The organism is Flavobacterium sp. 245, assembly GCF_004362055.1.
GTDB lineage: Bacteria > Bacteroidota > Bacteroidia > Flavobacteriales > Flavobacteriaceae > Flavobacterium.
Genome location: NZ_SNXB01000011.1, coordinates 1 through 23,700, shown reverse-complemented (window position 1 = coordinate 23,700; position 23,700 = coordinate 1). Strand labels below are relative to the sequence as shown.

The window sequence follows — 23,700 nt, the reverse complement described above, 5'->3', positions numbered from 1 at the left end:
CAAAAAAGAGGCTTTAAAGCCTCTTTTTTTATGAAATCAACTTAGTTGCTTTCATTTTTGTATTCTCTCATTTTTTCTCTAGCCTTGTCTTTGTTTTCTTCTTGAATTTTTTTCCATTTCGTATATTGGTCAGCATTCAGGATCGATTTCATTTTAGCGTCGTTTGCGTCTCTTTCGGCAATCATTTCGTTTTTAAAGGCTTCTCTTTCAGCAGCAGTTGGTTTAGTTCCGCTGTCTTTACTTGCTTGACGAGCTTCTCTCAATTTCTCTGCTTTAGCGCTTCGATCAGCTAAAAGTTGTTTTACCTGAGTTTGCTGATTAGCATCTAAATTTAATTCAGAAGTTAGTTTTTTCAGCTGTTTTTCATTACGCTGTTCAGGCGTCATTTTTTCTCTTTGATCACGCGCTGGTTTTTGGTCCATGTCTTGTGCAAAAGATGCCATTCCAACGAATAACAAAGCTGCGATAAATAGTTTTTTCATGATTAAGTTTTTTTAATTGTTATACCAATAAGACTTTGATAAATTCATTAGGTTTAATAGTAAGTCATAGATTTGTATTTTATTTAACATATTGATTCGTAATTCATTAAAACGTTAACAAGAAGAGCAATAGTATAGAAATAATTGCTTATTTTTAAAGTATCAACACATTTTCAGAATTTAGAACAAAATTATTATGAGCTCAAATACTATATTAAATAACAAAATAGCTTTTTTTTCAACGCAGCCTTATGACAAAGCTTTTTTCAATAAATACAACAGTGATTTTGGTTTTGAATTGGATTTTTATGAAACATCGCTGAATCTTCAAACTGTTGTTTTAATCGAAAACGCCAGTATTGTATGCGTTTTTGTAAATGATATTGTAAACGAAGCGGTAATTAAGCAATTGGCAGAAAAAAATGTGAAAATTATTGCTTTGAGATGCGCTGGTTTTAATAATGTTGATTTAGAAGCAGCAAAAAAATACAATATAAAAGTTTGCCGGGTTCCAGCTTATTCACCGCAGGCAGTCGCAGAGCACGCAATGGCAATGATTTTGACTTTAAATAGAAAAACACATAAAGCTTATAATAGAGTCCGCGAGCAGAATTTCTCTTTAAACGGATTATTAGGTTTTGATTTATTCGGAAAAACAATTGGGATTATTGGAACAGGAAATATAGGGAAAGCTTTTGCCAAAATTGCCTTAGGATTTGGCTGTAAAGTATTGGCTTATGATATTGTCCAAAATGATGAAATGATCAAAGACGGTGTTTCTTTTGTTGGTTTAGAGGAGATATTTAAATTGAGTGATATTATTTCGCTTCATTGCCCGTTAAATGATCAAACGAAACATGTAATCAACGATGGTTCTATTGCTTTGATGAAAGACAGTGTTATGATCATTAATACAAGCCGTGGCGGTTTAATTGAAACTTCATCCGTTATTGAAGGTTTGAAAGAAGGTAAAATTGGCTATTTGGGAATTGATGTTTACGAACAGGAAGAAAAACTTTTTTTCAGAGATTTATCTGCAGATATTATTCAGGATGACGCCATTCAGCGTTTAATGAGTTTTCCGAATGTTTTGGTAACCGCACATCAGGCATTTTTTACCAACGAAGCCTTAACGCAGATTGCCTTAGTGACTTTTACTAATATAAAGTCATTATTGGCACAGAATGATATTGAAAACAAAGCGGCATTGCTGGTTTAAATTGTCGAATATTTTTCGTAATTTAATTACTTGTAAAGGAAATTGTGGATTTTAAAAATAGCAGATTATGAAAAGTAAAATTCTAATTTTAATCGGGATTCTGGCATTTTATTCCTGCCAAAACAAAAAAGAATCAAGCAATATTGTTAAAACTATTGTTCAGGATACTTTATCAAAAACGGTTGGCGGGACAGCAAATTTAAGTGACGCGCCACCAAGAGACGACAAAGCGGTTGAATTGATAAGAAAACAGTTGAATATTTTGTTGGAGAAAGATCTACCGGCTATGACAAAAGCAGACCGTTATTTTTATTACCAAGCTTTTGATTTAAATAACGACAGTAAAAACGAATATTTTGTTGGTTTTTCAAATTCGTATTTCTGTGGAAGCGGAGGCTGTTCGGGTTATATTCTAAATAATGACGGAAGCGTAATAAACCGTTTTTCCGTAACCGAATTTCCAATTCTTATAGCGACTTCATCAACAGAAAATTTCTCGGATTTAATCATAGAAAGTGGCAATGAATTTCATCTTATAAAAATGAAAAACGGTAAATATCCGTCAAATCCTTCTGTTCAGGAAATTTGGAAAGGTGTAACGCCAAAAGAAAGCGCAAAGGTTCTAGATATTACAGATAAAAAATTTGAGAAGTATTCGTTTTAAAAACAAAACCCGACAGATTTTAAAATCTGTCGGGTTCGAATATTAGTTAATTTAAGAATTTGTAATTTCTAAAATTGGAATTTTAAAAAACTACCCCACCAATTCAACCATCTTAAACTCTCCATCAACAGCAACTTTAGTCAAACCATGTTTAGATAAGTTTTTCATAGACGCATCCCATTTTTTACCGCTTAAAGCAGCAGTAACTTTTAGTTGCGCTAATTCCATTTTATTCTCGTTTGCTTTCAGTAAAGTAATAATTACTTTTTCTTCATCAGACAATTCAATCTGAGCTAGTTTTTTCTCAGGACGCATTTGAGGGAACAATAAAACTTCCTGAATAGAGGCGTTATTCGTCAAATACATAATCAAACGATCCATCCCAATTCCCATTCCAGAAGTTGGAGGCATACCGTACTCAAGCGCTCTTAAGAAATCTTCATCGATAATTCCGTTTGCTTCATCATCACCTTTTGCAGCCAAACGCATTTGATCTTCAAAACGCTCACGCTGATCAATTGGATCATTTAATTCAGAATAAGCATTTGCAATTTCTTTACCGCAAACCATCAATTCAAAACGCTCAGTCAAGTCTGGATTATCGCGGTGTTCTTTACATAGAGGCGACATTTCTTTAGGGTAATCAGTAATGAAAGTTGGCTGAATATAATTTCCTTCACATTTTGCTCCAAAAATTTCATCAATCAGTTTTCCTTTACCCATTGTTTTGTCAACCTCAATTCCCATTCCTCTTGCTGCTTCAAACAATTCTTCTTCAGTTTTTCCAGAAATGTCAAAACCAGTAAAATGTTTGATAGAATCCGTCATCGTAACGCGTGCATAAGGCGCTTTAAAGTTAATTTGGTGTTCACCAAAAGTAACTTCGCTAGTGCCGTTTACAGCAATTGCACAATGCTCAAGCAAACCTTCAGCAAATTCCATCATCCAGTTGTAGTCTTTGTAGGCTACGTATATTTCCATTGCAGTAAATTCAGGATTATGCGTTCTGTCCATACCTTCGTTACGAAAGTTTCTAGAGAATTCATAAACACCTTCAAATCCGCCAACAATTAATCTTTTTAAGTATAATTCATTCGCAATACGCATGTAAAGCGGAATGTCAAGCGAGTTATGGTGCGTAATAAAAGGTCTTGCCGAAGCACCACCAGGAATTGACTGCAAAACCGGAGTATCAACTTCAAGATATCCAGCGTCGTTAAAATAACCACGCATCGCAGTAAACAACTTAGTACGCTTAATGAAAGTTTCTTTTACTTGCGGATTTACAGTTAAATCTACATAACGCATTCTATAACGTAATTCAGCATCATTAAATGCATCGTGTACATTTCCTTCTTCATCAACTTTTGGCAATGGAAGCGGACGTAATGTTTTACTCAAAAAAGTAAAGCCACTTACACGAATACATTTTGCTCCAACTTGTGTTGTAAACAATTCACCTTCAATACCAATAAAATCTCCTAAATCGGTTAATTTTTTAAATACTTGGTTGTATAAAGTTTTATCATCACCTTCACACAAAACATCGCGATTCACGTACAATTGAATACGTCCTTCGCTATCCTGCAATTCAGCAAAACAAGCTTTTCCCTGATCTCTCACACTCATCAAACGACCCGCAACGATAACCTTCTTACCTTCTTCAAACGACTCCTTAATTTGCTTAGAAGTATGATTTACAGGAAAAAGATTAGCTGGATAAGGATTGATTCCCAGACTGCGTAAGTTTTGAAGTTTTTCTCTTCTGATGATTTCTTGTTCTGATAATGCCATTTTGTGCTCTTTTTTTAAGTGTGCAAAGATAGTTTTTAAGTCGCAAAGTTGCAAAGTCATAAAGTCTAAAGTTTTAGAAAAGAGTAATGTTTTTTATTAGGAGCAGAAAAAGTGGTTTTTTAATTGCGTTTTGTCCCGCTATTCATTCCAATCTTTTATGCCGAACACCGGCATAAAAGGATTTCATTACTATCGGGGCTAGGCCAAATGTTTTTATTTTCAAAAGAAGTATGAGTTGGAATGTTTATTGGTCTTTTTGTCATTCAGAACAAAGAGGAATGACAAACAATTGGGTGAAATAGTATTTCTGTAAGAAATTATTTTAAAATATTTTTATCTTAGCAACTTAGTACCTCAGAATCTTTCAAAAAATGAAAAAACTATCAGCCTTTCTTTTTTTAATTTTCCTTTCAAGTTGTCAAGTAACAGAAACAATAAATATAAATTCTGACGGAAGCGGAAATATTGAATTGTATAGTCTTCGCGATGAGAATAGCATGGTGCAGATAGGAAGGCATTTTACCGCCGATAAATTTATTGATACAGCATTTGTATTTCGGGATTATATAAAAAAATACCAGGAAACTTTTGTGCGATTTAACAAAGCTGATCAAGACTTGTTTACAGAACATTCAAATGTGAAAATGCAAATCAAAGTAGATCCAATTCAAGTGGAAAATTTTAATAGAGTAGCTGTTGATTTTAAAAAAATTGAGCAAGTGCCAAATGTGTATGAAAGTCTTGGTTTGGCCAATTCTTTAAAAGAAAATTATCCAATATCTAAAAAATCGTATAAAATAAATTACACTTTTGATGGGACTACTTTTAAAAGGAACTTAGTAATTACGGACTTAGATAAATTAAATCAGGATGTAAAAATGGTGGAGGAAAGAAAAAAAATGTATGCTAAATATAAGTTGGTACAATCTTATACATTGCACTATAATTTCCCTAGAAAAATAAAATCAGTTTCAAACGAAAAAGCGATTCTCAGTGCAGACAAAAAAACATTAAGTATCGAATTTCAGCTTTCAGACTGCTATCAAAATCCTGAAATAACAAATTTAGAAGTGGTTTTAGAACAAAAAGACTTTCAATAAACGGCCTTAATATTTTAGCACCGTAGGCTATCGCGATAGTTTCTTAGAATCTTAAAAAATAAATATAGAGTTCGTATCTTTGATAAAAAATTAGACTATGACAAAATTATATAAACTGCTGAGTTTTTCTTTTCTGTTAGTGGCATTAACAAGTTGTACTTTTACAGAAAATATTACAATTAACGATAACGGATCAGGAAAGTTTTCTGTAGACATGGACGGCTCTTCTTTAATGCAAATGGCTGGTGATCAAATTGGGAATCAAGTTGGAGCTGATGCAAAAAAAGATATTGATTCAACTTTTACTTTCAAGCAGTTGCTTGCTGAGAAAAAAGACAGCATCGCAAAATTATCGCCAGAAACACAGAAAGAACTCAAAAAGCTTGAAAACTTTGTAGTTACAACAAAAATGAGTGCCGAGAAAAAACAGTTTTTAATGACCTTGGCAACAGATTTTAAAAGTGTAAATGAACTTCAGGATATTTTGCAGACAGCCAGTACGCTTCAAAAGTTAGAAGGCGGAGCAACCGCAAGTCCTCTTGGAAACGGTTTTGGAAACAACAACAGTAAGTTGAACTACACTTATGACGGAAAGAAATTCACAAGAAAAGCAACTATAGATCAGCAAAAATTGACAGAAAAACTCAATGATACATCTGCTGATATGTCTAAAATGATTTTTGCATCGTCAAATTATATTGTCAAATATCATTTTCCGAAAAAAATCAAAAAAGTTTCTAACCCGAGCGCTTTATTTAGCGACGATAGAAAATCAATTACAATTCAATATTCTTTCACGGATTATATGGAGAATCCGGACAAACTAAACTTTGATGTTGAGTTTGAAAAATAATTAAAATGAATAAAAAAATTCAACTTCAGGATCTGGGAAACAGAGATTACAAATCAACTTGGGAATATCAGGAAGAACTGTTTAAGGATATTGTCGATCTAAAAATCAAAAACAGAAGAGAAGAACTAGAGTTGCCAACTCCAAATTATTTATTATTTGTTGAGCACCCACACGTGTATACTTTAGGCAAAAGCGGTGATTTGGAAAACTTGTTGCTCAACGAAAGACAGCTTGAAGCCAAAGGAGCTACTTTTTATAAAATCAACCGTGGCGGTGACATTACTTATCACGGACCGGGGCAAATTGTAGGTTATCCTATTCTGGATTTAGAAAATTTCTTTACAGATATTCATAAATATTTGCGTTTTCTGGAAGAAGCGATCATTCTGACATTAGCAGAATACGGTTTAGAATCGGGAAGAAGCGAAGGTGAAACAGGTGTTTGGCTGGGTGTCGGCACTCCGTTTGCACGAAAAATTTGTGCAATGGGCGTTCGTGCTTCTCGTTGGGTAACCATGCACGGATTCGCTTTAAATGCAAATGTCGATTTAGGTTATTTTGATAATATAATTCCGTGTGGAATAAGAGGTAAAGGCGTTACTTCTTTGCAAGTCGAACTTGGAGTAGAAAAGGTCGATGAAGAAGAGGTAAAAGCTAAAATTCTTAAACATTTAATGCAATTGTTTGAAGCAGAATTCGTTTAGAATTAACTTCTCAAAAAAAAATAAGATTTAATAATGCTGAAGAAAACAACTATTTTAAAATTGTTTTCTTCAGCATTTATATTTTATTTTCCCTTTGTTTTCGCGATAATCAGATTGATTTCCTTGTCTAATACTACATTTAAATTTTATTCAATAAGCTTCAGTTTTAAACAGAATTTTATTTTTCGAAGTAATTTTATTCAAAAATGAAAAAATACTTTCTTAATAGGCAAGATTTTGAATGGATGGCAAATTACTGCTCAAATGTAAATTTCTGCCGTATTTGTGCTAAATTTGGGTTTATACTTTTAAGATTCAATATCATCTAACCTAAATAATTTATGAGAAAACTTTACTTCCTTTGCTTCCTTTTCATGCTTAATGGCCTCTTTGCTCAAAAGAAAGATAAATTATATCCCGTTACGATTTACGAAAAAGCCTGGCAAGAAAAAAACAGTGACGTGCGACTGAAATTGATTAAATCAATTTGGTTGGACGACAGTACTTTTGAAGATCCTTCAGCATCTATAAAAGGCGCTGTGGCTTTGAATAATGTGATCAATGAGTTTTATAAAAAAGTTCCCGATGCGGTTTTGACTTCTGGTACAAAAATCGTGAAAGACAACTATGTTACGTGGGAGTGGAAAATACTGGATTCTAAAAATAAATTGGTGATGGCTGGCCGTGATTTTGCCCGATTAAATGGAAAAGGGCAAGTAAGCAAAGTCATTGGTTTTTGGGATACTGAAGTTACCTTGTCTGAAGCAGATGTTTTAAAAAACCTTGAAGCTGATAATTTTAAAGTGGTTGCAAAGTATTATGAATGCCTTTTTAAAACAAGAGATTTTGATACTATGGCAACATTAATTGAAGATGGAGCAGTTTATACTCAAGCCACAGGATTGCCATACGGAGGAAATTTTGTGGGTTATGTAGAATGGAAAAAAATGTTTGAAAAATCAGCTGAATTTTTTGAATTACAGATAGAGAAAGAACCAGTTTATTTTAGCGATGCTTCAAAAAATGAAGTGATTATTTATTTCACGATAAATTGCAAATCAAAGAAATCAGGCAAGACACTTTCTATGCCAATTTCAGAACATTTCGATTTGAAAAATGGAAAAATTACTGCAGTAAGACCATTCTATTATGATACAAAACAATTTGCTGAATTCTTGAAAAGCAAGAAGTAGTAAGTTTAGCTATTCAATACTTAAAAGTGACTTACATATATACCTATATGTAGGTCACTTTTTTTAATTAAAATCTAGAGTGAGCTGTTCCGGCAAAAGCCTAAAACTCATACGGTGATATTTTGTAGTTCCGTATTTTTTTATTGCTTCCCGATGTTCTTTAGTTGGATAGCCTTTGTTTTGTTTCCAATTGTACATTGGAAATTCTTCATGAATTTGATCCATATATTCATCTCGATAAGTTTTTGCCAAAATAGAGGCTGCAGCAATGCTTAAATATTTAGCATCACCTTTAATAATACTTTGATTTGGAATTGATTTTAAGATTTCAATTTCAGATGCAGAAAATTGTTTTCCAAAAGTATTTTTAAGTCCAAGTTTTGCATTTAGCGAACGGTTGCCATCTACAATAATATATTCAGGAACATGCTTTAATTTTAAAATGCATTCCTGCATTCCTTTCATTGATGCATTTAAAATATTTATTTCGTCAATCTCGTCAGGAAACAAATGTGTAACTGCAAAGCAAACTGCTTGCTGTTCAATAATTGGTTTTAAAAGCGCTCTTGTTTTTTCGGACAATTGCTTACTGTCATTTAAAATTTGATTTTCAAAATCTTGAGGCAGAATTATCGCCGCTGCAGTTACTGGTCCGGCAAGGCATCCTCGTCCTGCCTCGTCAGTTCCGGTTTCTAAAATAAATCCTGAGAAATTCTTTTCGAGCATTTTTTAAGCTTTTTACATGGCAAAGATTATAAAATTTCTGCAAATTGATAAAATGTCGATTGATATTCGCTGCTATTACTTCAAAATTGCTTTTGTTTTTAATGGTTTAGCCTTAATTTTCACGGTTATAATTCTGATTTTTTACACTTTCTCTTAATAATTTTAGGTATTAAGCGTTTTTTTTTGAATTTTTTGGTAGCAATTATTCAAAAAACTTGAAAAAAATCGATGTTTTTCGCTATTTAGTGCTTGTTTTTATCAAAAGTTCAAAAAAAACAAGCAATTTAACGAACTTAATAAAAGATATTAGGGTTTTTTATGAGTTTAACTATTTGATTTTCTTAAATGTTAAAATTTACTAAAGTTTTGATGTTTAAAATACTGCATTTTTTGCTTTTTTTGAAAGAAAAATAGTATTTAAAGTTTGAAATAGTTATATTTTAGGGGAATGTATTAAGCTTTTGTTAATAATCTTAACGAAATTTAAGTTGAAATAGTTTGTTATTTTAAGAAATAATTAAGATGTTTGTCGCATACTAATTCAAAATAAATTAAAATGAAATTAAAATTTAAATGGATTTTTACGCTCCTTGTAGCGTTATCTATGCAGTTTTCTTTCGCTCAAGAGAAAACTGTTACTGGAAAGGTATCTGATAAAACAGGTGTTATTCCAGGAGTAAATGTTCTTGTTAAAGGAACAAAAGTTAGTACTCAGACAGATTTTGACGGAAGTTATTCTGTAAAAGCGAAAACAGGAGATGTTTTAGTTTTTTCATATGTAGGTATGAATAACAAAACTGTAACTGTTGGAACTTCAAACACAGTTAATGTGGAGTTGGAGTCTGAGGCACAATTAATGAATGAAGTAGTAGTAGTAGGTTACGGTGTTCAGAAAAGAAAAGAAGTTACAGGTTCTATTTCTAAAATTTCTGGAAAAGACATCGCTAACTTAGTAACTCCATCTTTTGAAGGTGTTTTAGCAGGTAGAGCAACTGGAGTTCAGGTTTTAACTAACACAGGTCTTATTGGAGCTGCTCCAAAAATTAGAATTAGAGGTATTTCTACTATTTCTGGTGTTAATGATCCATTAATTGTTGTTGATGGTGTTCCAATTTATTCAGGTGATATTGGAGGTGCTACATCTACAAATGGTCTTGCAGATATTAACCCAGAAGATATCGAGTCTTTCGACGTATTGAAGGATGGTGCTGCTACAGCGATTTATGGTTCTAGAGCTGCTAACGGTGTAATTTTGATTACAACTAAAACAGGAAAAAAAGGGACTTTAAAGGTAAACTACTCAAGTGTTTTAGGTGTTGCTAGTGCTGCTAAAACATACAATGTGTTAGAAACTCCAGATTTCTTGGTAATCTCTAACGAGAAAAGAACAAATGCAGGACAAACTCCTTGGGCTGTTGGAAGTACATTCAATACAGATTGGCAATCAGCAGTTTTAAGAAATGCTCCTCAAATGACGCACAATCTTAACTTCAGCGGAGGTTCTGATAAAACAAAATACTATTTATCTTTAGGATATTCAGAGTTAGAAGGTATCAACTTGTCTAACAGCATGAAAAAGTACAGCATAAGAGCTAATATTGATCAAGAAATCAATAAATGGTTAAGTATGGGTACAAACATAAATGTGAACAGAACTGAAATCAATGGTTTGAATAGTAATGCAAGTGGATTGTCTGGAAATATCTTTAATACAATCAGACAATTGCCTAATACTCCAATTTATGATCCGTTAGATCCAACAGGATATAACCTTTCATCAAATAATGCAACTGTAGGTCAATGGGATAACTTAGCTCCTGTAGGAGATAATATCACTAACATTATGTATGTTCTTGATCACAACAAATATCAGTCAAATACAACGAGAATTTTATTCAACACGTATGCTAACGCAAAAATTACTTCTGATTTAAGTTTTAAATTACAAGTAGGTGCTGATAATGCTTCAACAGATGGTATGTACTATTGGAATCCAGTTCATGGTGATGGACGTGGAGTAAACGGAACATTATATCAAGATAACACAGATCTTATGAGATGGAACTGGCAAAATATCTTGAATTACAAGCATACTTTTGCTGAAGATCACAACTTAGGTGTAACTGGAGTTGCTGAATACCAAAAATCTAGAAGCCAAGTTTTATGGGGTCAAGGAAGTGATTTATTAAGTGATTATTTTGATAAGAATTTAGTATCTAATACTTTCAACACTAAAGATGCTGGTGGAGGTGTTACTGAAAAAGGAATTATTTCTTACTTAGGTCGTGTTACTTATAACTATAAAGAAAAATACTTTATTCAAGGATCGATCAGACGTGACGGAATTTCTCAATATGAGAAAGATGTTAGATGGCATAACTTCCCTGGAGTTTCTGCAGGTTGGACAGTTTCTAAAGAAAACTTTATGCAAGGAATTAGTAAAGTAGTTTCTGATTTCAAATTAAGAGGATCTTACTCTGAAGTTGGTAACGTTGATGTATTAGGTGGAATTGCTTATCCAGCTAAAGGTCTTACTGTTGGTTCTCCTTATGGTGGTGCAAACGGTATTGGATATTCTCAATTTGGTAACAACGTATTACAATGGGAAACTAGTAACAAAGTTGACTTTGGTGCTGATTTCGGTTTCTTAGATAATCGTTTGACTTTACAGTTTGATTACTACAAAAATGATATTGATGGAATCGTTTTAGCGGCTCCAGTAGATCCTTCTCTAGGTGTTCCTGGTGTTAATGGTGGTGTTGTTAATACTAACATTGGTAAAATGTACAATCAAGGATATGAGTTTGCTGTATCGTTCAAAGCGATTAACAATGAAAACTTTACTTGGGATGTTTCTTCTAACTTAACATTATCTAAAAACGAAGTTACTGGTTTAGTTGATGGACAAGATATCGTAGGAGGTTCTTCTACAGATACAAACATTGCTCCAAATATTATTATCAGACAAGGTGAGTCAATCAACTCTTTATACGGGTTTAAATACTGGGGTGTTAACAAAGCAAATGGTAACCCAGTTTACTATAAAGCAAATGGTACATTAGTACAAGGAAATCTTAATAATTCATTATATTACACATTTGATCCTGCTAACCCAGGTGCTGCTATGAATGCTGCTAGCCAGTCTTCTTTAGTAACTGCTGATAAATCTATCTTAGGTAATACATTGCCAACATATTTTGGATCAGTTTCATCTACTATGAAATACAAAAATCTTGATTTTGGTTTCATGTTTAGATTCAGTGGAGGAAATAAAATCTTTAACTCTACAAGAAGAGAGTTAATGAACCAAAACTTCAACAACAATGGAACTGAAATTTTAGGAAGATGGCAAAGTGTTGATAATCCTGGAGACGGATGGACACCAAGATTATACGCAAGTTCAAATACATTTACTAACCTTTCAGGAAGTGCTTCAACTCGTTTCGTTGAAAAAGGTGATTTTATCTCACTTGACAACATTAGTTTAGGTTACACATTACCTAAATCTGTAATGGAGAAAATTGGAGTTGATAACTTTAGAGTTTTTCTTCAAGGACAAAACATCTGGTTAATTTCAGATTACAAAGGTATCAATCCTGAAATGGAAACGTCTGGAGTTGATGTTAACGGAACTCCACGTTCTAAAGTTATCTCAATGGGTATAAATGTAAGTTTATAATAAAAACACATATGAAAAATATATTTAAAACAATTCTACTTTCTGTAGTTGTACTCGGGATGAGCTCATGTACAGAAGAAAAACTATTGGATTTAGAACCAGTAAACAATATTTCGGACGCAAAAGCTTTTTCAACACCTTCATTAATTCAATCTTATATGTCGGGTGTTTACAATGCGGCGGCTATTGGTATGTACAACTCAACATCAACAAATGGTGGTAGAGGGTATGTATGGGGTGCTGCGTTTGTTGAGCAAGGAGAGGCAAGAGGAGAAGATGTTGTTAACATGGCAACTTTTTACCAATTGACTTATACTGCAACTTATGATGCAACAACTGCTAACAACGTTTTCTACTGGGTTGATGGTTACAAATTAATCAACAGATGTAACCTTATGATCGAAGGAACAACAGATGCTGTAGCAAAAGGTGTTATTACACAGGCTGTTGCAGATGATTATATTGGACAGGCTAAATTTTTAAGAGCAATCACTCATTTTGAATTGCTTACTTATTTTGCAAGACCATATAACTTTACAGCTGGTGCTACTCACCCTGGAGTTATCTATAGAGAAGTAGGTGTTAATACAGCTGCAGAATTAATTTCTGAAGATAATAAACCAAGAAATACTGTTGCTGAATGTTATACTAAAGTTTTAGCAGATTTAAATGATGCTGAAAAATTAATTGCTGCTACTGGTGCTGGTGCTGGTGCTTCTATTAATAGTATTGGTAGAGCTACAAAATCTGCAGCAATCGCTTTCAAAACTAGAGTTTATCTTCAAAAAAGAGACTGGGCAAACGTTATTGCTGAAGGAACAAAATTGAATGGACGTTACGCATTGACTGCAGATCCATATACTCCTTTTGCTGCTAATGTTGGTAATACTGAATCTATTTTCTCTATTGTACATACATCTACAATGAACCCTCAGGTTAATGCTGCTTTAGCAAGTGTATTAAAAAACAGAGCTTTAGTTTGTATTAGTCCAATTCTTTGGAGAGATTCTCAATGGTTGTCTGATGACAAACGTAGAGAGAACGGAAAATTCATTTATACAGCATCTGGAATTAAATATACTAACAAGTATTATGATGTTACTAACATGACAGATCCAGCTCCAGTTATCAGATATGCTGAGGTTGTTTTAAACATGGCTGAAGCTCAAGCTCGTTTATCTTCAGCTAACTTGCCAGCTGCTTTAACTTTGTTGAACTCTATTAGAAATAGATCGTTAGCAAATCCTGCAACTCAGGCTTATACTGCAGCATCATATGCTACTCAAGCGGATTTGGTAAGCTTAATTCTTAAAGAAAGAAGAATTGAGTTCTTACAAGAAGGACGTAGATGGTCAGATATCCACAGATTACAAGGTGATCCAATTGCATCTGTTGCAATCGACGGTATTCCTTCAAAAGTTGCTAATGCTGTACCTGCTGTAGCTGCATTTGATTTAACTGCTGCTTATACAATTACACGTCCTGTAGCTGCTGTTCCAGGAACTGATTTCAAATTCTTGTGGCCAATACCACAATTAGAAATGAATACTAACCTAGGTATCGAACAAAATACTGGATGGTAAGAAAATAAATATTTTGATTTTTTTAAAACCCTCAATCATTTTTTGATTGGGGGTTTTTCTATTTTGATTTTATTGTGATAAAAACTTCTCAATCATACTGATTTGTTTTTTTATACGTTTTTATCTTTTACCTTTGCTTGACTAATTCTGTCGAATATAATTTCAATATAAAGCTATCAAATGAGAATACTCTTTTTTCTATATCTAATAATAATGCCCGCCTTATTGTTTTCTCAAGAAAAAAACACTTCTAAAAGTAATTTGGATATGAACACTCAATATTCAAGTATTACAGATACTCTAAAAAAGAAAAAAGCTAAAATTGCAAAAATCGAGCAATATCAGATTATCACTTTAGAACATGATACTACTTATGCTGATACTTCTTTAACATTAAAAAGTGCTTACAGACAAAATTACCTTCGCAAAGATAATTTTGGACTTTTAGAATTTTCTAACATAGGACAAACTTATAATACGTTGAATTATAGTTTGACAAGTTTTTCGCCTTATCCTGAAATTGGTTTTTCGGGAAAACATTTTGATTATATGCAGCCTTCGGATATTAAATATTACTCGGCAGCAACTCCATTTACAGAATTGTTCTTTAACACTACTATAAATAAAGGTCAAAATGTAGATTCGTTTATTACGCTGAATACCTCTAAAAATCTGAATTTTTCAGCTGCTTACAGAGGCCTTCGTTCAGAAGGGAATTATATTAATCAATTAGTGAGTGTAGGTAATTTTAGATTTACGACAAGCTATGCTACAACAAACAAAAGGTATATTTTAAATGCTCATGTCACTTATCAAGATGTTACGAATGAAGAAAATGGAGGTATTACCACTCCTTCGGATTTTGAAAGTGAGGATCCCGATTTTAAAAACCGCCAGCGTCTGCAGGTATATCTAACAGATGCAGAATCTTTGCTAAAAGGACATCGTTTCTTTTTTGATCACGCATTTAGAATAAACCCTAAAAATGGTGATAATAATTTATTTGTAACGCATCAGTTTAATTATGAATATAAGTTTTTCGAGTACAAACAGCCAACAGTGCTTTCGTATGTAAATACGACACCTGTTGAACGTTTTGGTGAATCGTATGTTACCAGTAATATAAGTGATCGAACTCGTTATGAAAAATTATACAACAAAGCAGGACTTGCATATGAGAATTCGCTCTTAGGGAAATTCTATTTTTTTATTGATGATTACAGATCAAACTATGAGTATAATAGAATTATTGTAAAAAAGGATGGGCATATTATTCCAGATAATTTATTTCTTCAAATTAATAATGTTGGAGGACAATATGAATATCAGAAGAATAAATGGAACGGACGTTTCTTGTATACTAGATCAATTACAAATCAGTCGCTTTCTGATTTAGATGCTAAACTAAGATACAATTTAAACAAAGATATTCAGTTCGATTTCAGATATAGAAACATAAATAAGCTTCCAAACAATAATTATAATTTGTACCAAAGCAGTTATGTAGAGTACAATTGGTCGAATAATTTTAAAAATGAAAAAATAAACCAGCTTGGTGCTAATATTTTTACGCCTTGGTTAAACGCAGAAGTTCAGTATTCTGTTTTAAAAGATCATTTATATTTTGCAGATGTTTCGAAACCGGCTGAGAAATTAGTTTACACACAAATAATTAAACCTGCACAGTACGGCAATGTTATTAATTATTTCTCTGTAAAGGCGAGTAAAGAGTTTAAATTTGGAAGATTCGGTTTTGATAATACACTATTGTATCAAAAGGTTGATCAGTCTGAGTTAATCTTAAATGTGCCAGATTTTGTGACTAGAAATACGCTTTATTATTCTAGTTATTTTTTCAAGAAAGCTTTGTTTATGCAAACCGGGCTAGTTTTTAATTATTTCACGAAATACTACGGAAATGATTACAATCCGGTGGTGGGAGAATTTTTTGTTCAAAACACTAAAGAAATTGGTAATTATGCGACTTTCGATTTTTTTGTAAATGCAAGAATTCGTCAAACTCGTTTTTATTTAAAAGCAGAGCATTTTAATTCTTCTTTTTCTAAAAATGATTATTACGCAGCGCCTAATAATCCATATCGTGACTTCGTGATCCGATTTGGTTTAGTTTGGAATTTCTTCCAATAAAATTAGGCTTTGATTTATTTTAAAACCAAATATTAAATTAATACAAAATGGACTTTTCAAATAATATTTTAGAAACAATTGGTAATACACCATTGGTAAAACTCAACAAAATTGTTGCTGAAATTGATGCGTTAGTATTGGCAAAAGTCGAAACTTTTAATCCGGGAAATTCTGTTAAAGACAGAATGGCCGTAAAAATGATTGAAGACGCAGAAGCTGACGGCAGATTGAAACCCGGAGGAACTATTATTGAAGGAACTTCAGGAAATACCGGAATGGGACTGGCACTTGTTGCTATTGTAAAAGGTTATAAACTGATTTGCGTAATATCAGACAAGCAGTCTAAAGAAAAAATGGATATACTTCGTGCTGTTGGTGCAAAAGTAGTGGTTTGTCCTACTGATGTTGAGCCTACAGATCCTCGCTCGTATTATTCAGTTTCAAAGCGTTTAGCTGACGAAACTCCAAATTCTTGGTATGTAAATCAGTACGATAATATGTCAAATTCTTTGGCACATTACGAACAGACAGGACCGGAAATCTGGAAACAGACCGATGGTAAGATTACTCATTTTGTCGTTGGTGTTGGAACTGGAGGAACAATTTCGGGAGTTGGAAAATACTTAAAAGAGAAGAACCCGAATATTAAAATCTGGGGAATTGATACATACGGTTCAGTTTTCAAGAAATATCATGAAACGGGAATTTTTGATGAAAACGAAATTTATTCCTATATAACAGAAGGAATTGGAGAAGATATTTTGCCAAAAAATGTTGATTTTTCTTTAATTGATGGCTTTACAAAAGTGACCGATAAAGACGCTGCTGTTTACACCAGAAAAATTGCACTTGAAGAAGGAATTTTTGTTGGAAATTCGGCTGGAGCTTGTATTAAAGGTTTGCTTCAATTAAAAGAGCATTTTAAACCGGATGATGTGGTAGTGGTTCTATTTCACGATTCTGGAAGCCGATATGTTGGAAAAATGTTTAACGATGACTGGATGCGTGAACGCGGATTTTTAGAAGAAAACGTTACGAAAGCTGAAGATGTTATTAAAGATCATATTGACAAAGAATTAATTGTTGTTCGTACTGAAGAATTAGTTTCGCACGCAATCGAGCGTATGCGTAAGTACAAAATTTCACAAATTCCGGTGGTAGATATTAATGGTTTTGTTGGCTCTGTTGATGAGACAGATTTATTTAGAAGTTATGTTGCCGACAAAAATGTTGCCGAAAAACCAATTAAAGAAGTAATGGGCAAACCTTTCCCTATTGTTAAATTGGGAACTCCTATTGAAGAAGTATCAAAACTTTTTACAAAAGAAAATGATGCAGTTTTAGTAGAATTAGGAAACGGCAGTCATCATATTATCACAAAATATGATATTATTGGCTCAATAAAATAAGACACATAAAATAAAATTTATCCATAAATCTGATTGTTGTTTAATAATTAGATTTATGGATTTTCTTTTTTTAAATTTATAAAAATGAATTTTACTGCAATAGATTTTGAAACCGCAACGGGACATCATCCGTGCTCAGTTGGAATTGTTACTGTACAAAATGGTATAATAGTCGATGAATTTGTCACTTTAATAAAACCGCCAAATAATATTTATAATCCATTTACAATTCAAGTGCATGGTATTTATCCTCGCGATACTGTCAACGCAAAATCGTTTGTACAGGTTTATCCTGAAATAGAAAAAAGATTAAAAAATAGGGTTGTTGTTGCGCATAATGAAAGTTTTGACCGAAATGTTTTAGCTAAATCAATGTTGGCCAATAACTTGAGTTATGAAGATTTGAATATTGCTTCAAAATGGGAGTGTACTGTAAAAATTTACAAAGCGAAAGGTATAAAACCTACAAAATTAAGTGATTGCTGTCGCGAAATGAATATTAAACTAAATCACCACGAAGCACTTTCAGATGCTCGAGCTTGTGCAAAATTATATATGATGCGTTAAAATATAAATTTATAAGATTATTTTTAATAATTTTGTGTATTTTTAGGTTTTGTAATTTGTTATAAAACGTAAAAATGAAAGAAGATTTTCTTCATTATATCTGGAAATTTAAGAAGTTTGATCTCTTGAATTTGAAAACTGCTCAAAATGAGCAAATTATTATTTATAAAATTGGTGATTATTTAGAACTTTCAGGACCAGATTTTTTTAATGCTCAAATTAAAATTGGAGAACAAAAATGGGCTGGTAATGTTGAAATCCACTTAAAATCATCAGATTGGTATTTGCATCAGCACGAAAAAGATACTGCTTACGAGAATGTAATTTTGCATGTAGTTTGGGAACATGATACCGAAATATTCAGGGAAAATAACGCTGAAATTCCGGTATTGATTTTAAAAGATTATGTCTCTAAAGATTTAGTAGCAAATTATAATGCGTTAACTGCAGCTAAAACATGGATTTCGTGCGAAAAAGATCTTAAAGAGATTGATGATTTTACTTTAAAAAATTGGCAGGAGCGATTGTTTTTTGAAAAATTGGAGCGAAAATCACAATTCATCTATCAATTACTTGACGAAACAAATCAGGATTGGGAAGCAGTTTTGTTTTGTATGCTGGCAAAAAATTTTGGACTAAATACGAATGGAAATTCTTTTGTTCAAATGGCAAAGTCGATACCTTTTTCAATTTTTAGAAAAGAAAGTTTTGAAGTAGAAAATTTAGAAGCATTGTTTTTTGGGATTTGCGGTTTGCTAGACATGGAGAAAGAAGATGTTTATTTTAAAGACTTAAAATTCAGGTATTTTTTTCTGCTTCATAAATACAATTTAGAAAGAACTTATGTCGATCCGGTTCAATTTTTTAAGCATCGGCCAGATAACTTTCCTACAATTAGACTCTCACAATTAGCAAGTTTGTATCATAATTACCAAAATTTATTTTCGAAAATTATCGAACTGAGATCTGCAGAAAGTGTTTATAGTTTACTTTCTGTTTCGGCAAGTTTTTATTGGCAGAACCACTATCAGTTTGATAAAGAAAGTCCGAAAAAAACGAAGAAACTTTCAAATTCATTTCTAGATTTGTTGATTATAAATACAATAATTCCACTCCAATTTGCTTATTCAAACATAATGGGTGAGACAATTGCTGAAAATTTAATTGACTTTATGATTGGCGTTTCTTCTGAGAAAAATTCCATTATTGAAAAGTTTGCTTCTTTCGGAATAAAATCAAATAATGCATTTGAAAGCCAGACTTTATTAGAGCTCAAAAAGGAATATTGTGATCGGAAAGCTTGCTTGAAATGCGTAATAGGAATGGAGTTACTCAAAAATAATTAGATAATTAGAAAATGTGATAATGAGATAATTTGTACTTTTGTCATCCTGAGCGAGTCGATGGGAATCTTTATCCACAGTCTAAAATTTAAAATAATATGTCAGCGATTTTAAAACTTAAGTTTTTCTTTGAAAAATACGGCTTTCACGTTTCGTCTCGTCTTGCAGACAAATTAGGAATGCGCGTAACGAGTGTGCGATTATTTTTTATTTATATATCATTTGTTACTGCAGGTTTAGGCTTTGGAGTTTACCTGACTCTTGCTTTCTGGATCAGATTAAAAGATTTAATTAGAGCAAAACGAACTTCGGTTTTTGATCTATAAAAAAAGCTCCAAATATTATTTGGAGCTTTTTTTATGAAACGAAATTGGTATTTATTCAATTTCTGTATTGTTGTTAAGTCTTGATCTTTTTTTGCTATATGCAAAGTAAACTAAAATACCAATCGCTAACCATCCTAATGAAAGTAATTGAGCGTCTAAACTCAAATTAATCATTAAATAAGTATTAATTGAAATACCGCAAACAGCAATTATTGGAAGTGCAGGTACTTTAAATGTTCTTGTTAATTGAGGTTGTTTTACTCTTAAAATCCAAACAGCAATACAAACCATAGTAAAGGCAAATAAAGTTCCAAAACTAGTCATGTCTGCTAATTTATTGATTGGAGTAAAAGCAGCAACAGTTGCAATAATACCTCCTAAAATAATTAAATTGGTTTTTGGAGTACCTGAAATTGGGTTGACTTTTGAAAAAACAGAAGGAATTAATCCATCTTTAGACATTCCCAAGAAAATTCTTGATTGTCCCATAATCATTACCATCAATACTGAAATTAGACCTATAGTAGCTGCAACAGTGATGATAAAACCAGCCCATCCTTGTCCTGCAATATCAAATGCGTATGCAACAGGAGCTTTTATTGCTTCAGGGTATTTTCCTAGTGGATTAAAATCTTGATAATTCATCATACCTGTTAATACTAGAGAAACAAGGATGTATAAAGTAGTACAAATTAATAAAGAAGCAATAATTGCAAAAGGAACATCTTTTTTAGGATTAATAGCTTCTCCTGCTTGAGTAGAAACAGCATCGAAGCCTACATAAGCAAAGAAAATTGCAGCGGCTCCAGATACAATTCCGCTAATTCCGTAAGCATTATGAGTTGTTTCTTTTTCAATAATTTGAGTAGCTTCTGGAATAAATGGATGCCAGTTTGCTGTATTAATGAAGAAAAGTCCCGCTATGATTACAAAAATTACCGCAGAAACTTTAAGAATTACAATAGCATTATTTGCTTTAGCAGCACTTTTTGTTCCTTTAATAAGTAATGAAATAACCAATATCACAATTAAAAAAGCAGGAAGATTCATAGAGAAACCTTCGCCAGTATAACTCGCAGGATCAGTTGTAAGCCATTCAGGGAGTTTTATATGAAACATTTTGAGTAATTTATTGAAATATCCGGACCAGGATACTGCGACGGTCATTGACCCCATTGCATATTCAAGGACAAGTCCCCAGCCAATTATCCAAGCGAAAATTTCTCCAATTGTCCCGTATGCGTAGGCATAAGCTGAACCTTCAACGGGTAAAATTGATGCAAACTCAGAATAACAAAGAGCAGCAAAAACACAGGCAATACCTGCGATGATGAATGAAATAGCTAAGGCTGGACCTGCATGATAATAAGCTCCAGTACCAGTAAGAACGAAAATTCCTCCTCCGATAATAGCACCAACTCCAATAGCAGTAAGGCTCCATTTTCCAAGAACTCTTTTTAAATCACTTTTTTTCATATCGGCTTCAAAAGCAGATATAGGTTTGACTCTCCAAATTGACATATAATTATATTGGTTTATTGTTATTAAGCTCCAAATGTATTGTTTTTTGTAAAAAATAAAAACAATTATAGCGTTTTAAGTTATAAAATGTTTAAAATATTCACAAAAGTGCCGGAAAACAATCTTTAAGCCCTTGAATTCCTCAATCTAATTAGCATTTGTTTCTACTTAATATAATTTCTTCTTAGAATTTAAATTAGTAAATTTCTTACTAATTCAATACTTTTGACGTTGGGTTAAAAATAAAGAATGACCGCAAATGAAAAATTATAGACCATTAAAATCATATTTTCAATTTACTAGACAACAGCGTACAGGCATAATTGGGCTTTTTATTATTATAATTGTGTTAGAGGTTTTGTATTTCTCGATAGATTTTAACTTGGCTGAGAAATCTTTTCCCGAAAAAGAGGAATGGATGCCATTGCAATCTGAAATTGATTCACTTAAAGAAATAAAAAATGAAAAGAAACCAATGCAGTATCATTTCAATCCAAACTTTATTACAGATTATAAAGGTTATAAATTAGGAATGTCAGTTTTGGAAATCGACAGATTGCTAGCTTTCCGAAAAGAAAACAAGTATGTAAACTCGGCTGAAGAGTTTCAAGCCGTGACAAAAATTTCCGATTCTTTGCTAGAAAAGATTTCTCCATTATTTAAATTTCCAGATTGGACCCGGAACAAATCAAGTTTTAAAGTGGAGAAAAACAATTATGTTCAAAAAGCGGACTTTAAAAAAGAAAAGATCATTACAATGGATATTAATCAGGCTTCTCAGGAGGATCTAATTAAAATTTATGGAATAGGCGAGGCCTTGTCATTGCGAATTTTAAAACAAAAAGAAATATTGGGAGGTTTTGTTTCGATGGAACAAATGAATGATATATGGGGATTGTCGCCAGAAGTTATTGCAGAATTGAATTCGCATTTTAAGATTACAATACCGAGAGATTTAAAAAAGATTGCAATAAACGATGCGTCGTTAAAAGAGTTGTCACAGTTCCCATATTTTAAATATGCATTGGCAAAACAAATTATAACGTATAGGAGTATGAATGGAAATTTCAATAATATTGAGGATTTGATAAAAATTAAAGATTTTCCTGTTGAAAAAGCAAAAATAATTAGTTTATATTTGGAGTTCTAAAAAAAGCCAACATGAATTTTGATTATAACGAAACGCAGTCAATGATTGCTCAGTCAATTAAAGAATTTGCAGAAAAAAACATTAGACCTAATATTATGGAGTGGGATGAAGCTCAAATTTTTCCTGTCGCTCTATTTAAGAAATTAGGGGAAATGGGTTTTATGGGAGTTTTAGTGCCAGAAGAATTTGGTGGATCTGGGTTAGGGTATCATGAATATATTACGGTAGTTGAAGAAATATCAAAGGTTGATCCTTCTATAGGTTTGTCTGTTGCGGCTCATAATTCGCTATGCACCAATCATATTTTGACTTTTGGAAACGAAGAGCAAAAGAAAAAATATTTGCCAAAACTGGCAAATGCTGAATATATTGGAGCTTGGGGATTAACAGAACATAATACAGGATCTGATGCAGGTGGAATGAATACAACTGCAGTTAGAGATGGAGATTTTTGGGTTATAAATGGTGCTAAAAACTTTATTACCCATGCTATATCGGGCGATGTTGCTGTTGTAATTGTGCGAACAGGTGAAAAAGGAGATTCTAAAGGAATGACTGCTTTTGTGTTAGAAAAAGGTATGGCTGGTTTTTCTTCGGGTAAAAAAGAGAATAAATTAGGAATGCGCGCAAGCGAGACAGCCGAGTTGGTTTTTGATAATTGCCGAGTACCAGATGCCAATAGATTAGGTGAAATAGGACAAGGATTTGTTCAGGCAATGAAAATTTTAGATGGTGGTCGAATTTCTATTGGAGCTTTATCTTTAGGAATTGCAAAAGGAGCTTATGAGGCAGCGTTGAAATATTCAAAAGAAAGACATCAATTTGGTCAGCCAATAAGCAGTTTTCAAGGTATTTCGTTTAAATTAGCAGATATGGCAACCGAAATTGAAGCTTCAGAATTACTGCTTCACAAAGCGGCTTATCTAAAACAGCGCCATCAGCCAGTTACAACATTAGGAGCAATGGCGAAAATGTATGCATCTGAAGCTTGTGTGAAAATTGCAAATGAAGCAGTTCAGATACATGGAGGTTACGGTTATACCAAAGATTTTCCGGTAGAGAAATTTTATAGAGATTCCAAATTATGTACTATAGGTGAAGGTACTACGGAAATTCAAAAATTAGTTATCTCAAGAAATTTGCTTAAAGAGTAAAGAGTAAAGAGTAAAGAGTAAAGAGTAAAGAGTAAAGAGTAAAGAGTAAAGAGTAAAGAGTAAAGAGTAAAGAGTAAAGAGTAAA

Annotated in this window: 19 protein-coding genes; 15 read left to right on the top strand and 4 right to left on the bottom strand. The window is 32.7% G+C overall.

Annotated features, from left to right (window positions below; translation table 11 throughout):
* Positions 1-41: 41 nt before the first annotated feature.
* Positions 42-482, bottom strand: coding sequence for a hypothetical protein (locus EV145_RS18300; protein WP_133526643.1), 441 nt, complete (start codon positions 480-482; stop codon positions 42-44).
* Between the two features lie 196 nt (positions 483-678).
* On the opposite strand from EV145_RS18300, the gene EV145_RS18295 reads away from it, so the two are divergent.
* Together EV145_RS18295 and EV145_RS18290 are read left to right on the top strand one after the other, a co-directional pair.
* Positions 679-1,701, top strand: coding sequence for a 2-hydroxyacid dehydrogenase (locus tag EV145_RS18295; protein WP_133526642.1), 1,023 nt, complete (start codon positions 679-681; stop codon positions 1,699-1,701).
* A gap of 67 nt (positions 1,702-1,768) precedes the next feature.
* Entirely contained in the window at positions 1,769-2,365 is a 597-nt protein-coding gene (locus EV145_RS18290; protein WP_133526641.1) for a hypothetical protein, read from the top strand.
* 90 nt (positions 2,366-2,455) lie between these two features.
* On the opposite strand, the gene lysS is transcribed toward EV145_RS18290, so the two are convergent.
* Entirely contained in the window at positions 2,456-4,159 is a 1,704-nt protein-coding gene (gene lysS, locus EV145_RS18285; protein WP_133526640.1) for a lysine--tRNA ligase, read from the bottom strand.
* A gap of 371 nt (positions 4,160-4,530) precedes the next feature.
* Between lysS and EV145_RS18280 the strand changes: the two genes are divergently transcribed.
* The 4 genes from EV145_RS18280 (at position 4,531) to EV145_RS18265 (ending at position 8,009) form a co-directional block, all read left to right on the top strand.
* A complete protein-coding gene (locus EV145_RS18280; RefSeq protein WP_133526639.1) occupies positions 4,531-5,259 on the top strand; it encodes a hypothetical protein in 729 nt (242 codons plus the stop codon).
* A 97-nt stretch (positions 5,260-5,356) separates the two neighbouring features.
* Positions 5,357-6,112, top strand: a complete 756-nt coding sequence (locus tag EV145_RS18275) for a hypothetical protein (protein WP_133526638.1) — start codon at positions 5,357-5,359, stop codon at positions 6,110-6,112.
* Between the two features lie 5 nt (positions 6,113-6,117).
* Positions 6,118-6,816, top strand: coding sequence for a lipoyl(octanoyl) transferase LipB (gene lipB / locus EV145_RS18270; RefSeq protein WP_133526637.1), 699 nt, complete (start codon positions 6,118-6,120; stop codon positions 6,814-6,816).
* 341 nt (positions 6,817-7,157) lie between these two features.
* Positions 7,158-8,009, top strand: coding sequence for a nuclear transport factor 2 family protein (locus EV145_RS18265; RefSeq protein ID WP_133526636.1), 852 nt, complete (start codon positions 7,158-7,160; stop codon positions 8,007-8,009).
* Positions 8,010-8,072: 63 nt separating this feature from the next.
* Here EV145_RS18265 and EV145_RS18260 read toward each other — a convergent pair whose 3' ends face one another.
* The gene (locus tag EV145_RS18260; RefSeq protein ID WP_133526635.1) at positions 8,073-8,735 is read right to left on the bottom strand and encodes a ribonuclease HII; all 663 of its coding nucleotides are present in this window, start codon (positions 8,733-8,735) and stop codon (positions 8,073-8,075) included.
* A gap of 556 nt (positions 8,736-9,291) precedes the next feature.
* On the opposite strand from EV145_RS18260, the gene EV145_RS18255 reads away from it, so the two are divergent.
* The 7 genes from EV145_RS18255 (at position 9,292) to EV145_RS18225 (ending at position 19,790) form a co-directional block, all read left to right on the top strand.
* Positions 9,292-12,414: a SusC/RagA family TonB-linked outer membrane protein gene (locus tag EV145_RS18255; RefSeq protein WP_133526634.1), complete on the top strand. Its 3,123-nt coding sequence runs from the start codon at positions 9,292-9,294 to the stop codon at positions 12,412-12,414.
* An 11-nt stretch (positions 12,415-12,425) separates the two neighbouring features.
* A complete protein-coding gene (locus EV145_RS18250) occupies positions 12,426-13,997 on the top strand; it encodes a RagB/SusD family nutrient uptake outer membrane protein (protein WP_133526633.1) in 1,572 nt (523 codons plus the stop codon).
* A gap of 180 nt (positions 13,998-14,177) precedes the next feature.
* Positions 14,178-16,145, top strand: coding sequence for a putative porin (locus tag EV145_RS18245; protein WP_133526632.1), 1,968 nt, complete (start codon positions 14,178-14,180; stop codon positions 16,143-16,145).
* Between the two features lie 47 nt (positions 16,146-16,192).
* Complete coding sequence (locus EV145_RS18240) at positions 16,193-17,554, top strand: pyridoxal-phosphate dependent enzyme (protein ID WP_133526631.1); 1,362 nt, start codon at positions 16,193-16,195, stop codon at positions 17,552-17,554.
* Between the two features lie 84 nt (positions 17,555-17,638).
* On the top strand, positions 17,639-18,121 hold the full coding sequence (locus EV145_RS18235; protein WP_133526630.1) for a 3'-5' exonuclease: 483 nt from the start codon (positions 17,639-17,641) through the stop codon (positions 18,119-18,121).
* A gap of 74 nt (positions 18,122-18,195) precedes the next feature.
* Positions 18,196-19,467: a DUF2851 family protein gene (locus tag EV145_RS18230; RefSeq protein WP_133526629.1), complete on the top strand. Its 1,272-nt coding sequence runs from the start codon at positions 18,196-18,198 to the stop codon at positions 19,465-19,467.
* Positions 19,468-19,562: 95 nt separating this feature from the next.
* Positions 19,563-19,790, top strand: a complete 228-nt coding sequence (locus tag EV145_RS18225) for a PspC family transcriptional regulator (protein ID WP_007810860.1) — start codon at positions 19,563-19,565, stop codon at positions 19,788-19,790.
* A 51-nt stretch (positions 19,791-19,841) separates the two neighbouring features.
* Here EV145_RS18225 and EV145_RS18220 read toward each other — a convergent pair whose 3' ends face one another.
* Positions 19,842-21,311: an APC family permease gene (locus tag EV145_RS18220; protein WP_133526628.1), complete on the bottom strand. Its 1,470-nt coding sequence runs from the start codon at positions 21,309-21,311 to the stop codon at positions 19,842-19,844.
* A gap of 259 nt (positions 21,312-21,570) precedes the next feature.
* Between EV145_RS18220 and EV145_RS18215 the strand changes: the two genes are divergently transcribed.
* Both EV145_RS18215 and EV145_RS18210 read left to right on the top strand, forming a co-directional pair.
* Positions 21,571-22,461, top strand: a complete 891-nt coding sequence (locus EV145_RS18215; RefSeq protein WP_133526627.1) for a ComEA family DNA-binding protein — start codon at positions 21,571-21,573, stop codon at positions 22,459-22,461.
* A gap of 11 nt (positions 22,462-22,472) precedes the next feature.
* A complete protein-coding gene (locus EV145_RS18210; protein ID WP_133526626.1) occupies positions 22,473-23,615 on the top strand; it encodes an acyl-CoA dehydrogenase family protein in 1,143 nt (380 codons plus the stop codon).
* Positions 23,616-23,700 lie beyond the last annotated feature (85 nt).